Source organism: Micromonospora sicca (assembly GCF_003172935.1).
In the GTDB taxonomy this organism is placed as follows: domain Bacteria; phylum Actinomycetota; class Actinomycetes; order Mycobacteriales; family Micromonosporaceae; genus Micromonospora; species Micromonospora sicca.
This window is the reverse complement of record NZ_QGKS01000538.1, coordinates 1-1,677: the sequence shown is the minus strand read 5'-3', so window position 1 is coordinate 1,677 and position 1,677 is coordinate 1. Positions and strand designations below refer to the sequence as shown.

1 protein-coding gene is annotated in these 1,677 nt (G+C 66.4%); it reads left to right on the top strand.

Annotated features, from left to right (window positions below; genetic code table 11):
* Positions 1-1,595: group II intron reverse transcriptase/maturase (ltrA, locus tag DKT69_RS37515; RefSeq protein WP_109806084.1), on the top strand; the 1,595-nt coding region annotated here is incomplete at its 5' end.
* Positions 1,596-1,677 lie beyond the last annotated feature (82 nt).

Sequence of the window (1,677 nt, the reverse complement as noted above, 5' to 3'; positions counted from 1 at the left end):
CTAATGTCAGGAACCTGCAGAAAATGATGCTGCGGAGCTGGTCGAACACGCTGCTCAGCGTGCGCCAGGTCGCGCAGCGCAACGCTGGCCGCAAGACCGCGGGCATCGACGGGAAGGTCGCGTTGACCTCCCCGGCACGCATGGACCTGGCGGTGCAGACCCACCGCACGGCCCGGTCCTTCGCACCGCTCGCGGCCAAGCGGGTGTACATACCGAAAGCCAATGGGAAACAGCGCCCGCTCGGCATCCCGGTCATCTCGGATCGCGTCCACCAGGCGCGACACCGCAACGCACTGGAACCCGAATGGGAGGCTCGGTTCGAACCCAAGAGCTACGGGTTCAGACCAGGCCGCAGCTGCCAGGACGCGATCACGGTCATCCACGTGACGGCGTGCGGCGCGACCGCGCAACGCCTGTGGGTGCTGGACGCAGACCTCACCGCGGCATTCGACAGGATCGACCACGACCACCTACTCGCCACCATCGGGACGTTCCCCGGCCGGACGAAGATCCGGGACTGGCTGAAGGCGGGCGTGTTCGAACCGGGCAAAGGATTCGCACCGACCGACGCGGGAACCCCGCAAGGCGGCGTGATCAGTCCATTGCTGTTGAATATCGCGTTGCATGGGCTGGAAGAGGCGGCAGGAGTCCGCAAAGAACGCAGCGATCCGCAGCGGACGAAGCGTGGCTCCCCTTCGCTGATCAGATACGCCGACGACATGGTCGCCCTCTGCTACTCCAAGCAGCAGGCCGAAGACGTCAAAACGCGGCTCGCCGCATGGCTGGCGCCCCGAGGATTGACCTTCAACGAGGACAAGACGCGCATCGTCCACCTCGACGACGGGTTCGATTTCCTGGGATTCACCGCCCGCAGGCACCACGGCAAGCTCCTGATCAAACCCAGCAAGGCCGCCGTCAAACGAGTCAGGCACCGCCTCTCCGCCGAGTTCCGTGCCCTGCGGGGAACGAACCCGGCGGCAGTCCTCGCGAAGATCAACCCGATCGTGCGGGGCTGGGCGAACTACTACCGAGGGGCAGCGTCGTCCATCGTGTTCGCAGCCTTGGACGTGCACCTGTGGCGGCTCACCTACAAGTGGGCCTGCCACCGCCACCCCCACAAGCCGAAGCCCTGGATCATCAACCGGTACTTCGGCCGGTACAACACGGCCAGGCAGGACCGCTGGGTATTCGGCGACCGCACCAGCGGCGCCTACCTACCCAAGTTTGCCTGGACCAAGATCGTCCGGCACGGCCTGGTACGCGGGGACGCATCTCCAGACGACCCCGCCCAGGCCGACTACTGGGCCCAACGGCGCAGCAAGAGCAGACCCCTGCTCGACCGCCGGACCCTGCACCTGCTCCGCAGGCAGAACGGGTCCTGCACCATCTGCGGGCAACTACTCCTGCACGCCGACCGCGAGCCACAAAGCCCCCGCGAATGGGAACAATGGCACCGCACCACCCGCAAGGCGATGACCGAGCAGCACATCATCTCCCACGGGACAGGCCTACCGAACGAAACCCGACTCGTTCACGCCTCCTGCCACCGCCGCACCACCGGCACGCGGCAGGACCCAGCACACCTGCAACCCTGAAATCGCCCGAGCGGCTTGCTTGAGCCGTGTGCCGCGACGAGTTGCACGCACGGTTCTGAGGGGGCCCCGGCGCAGCAATGCG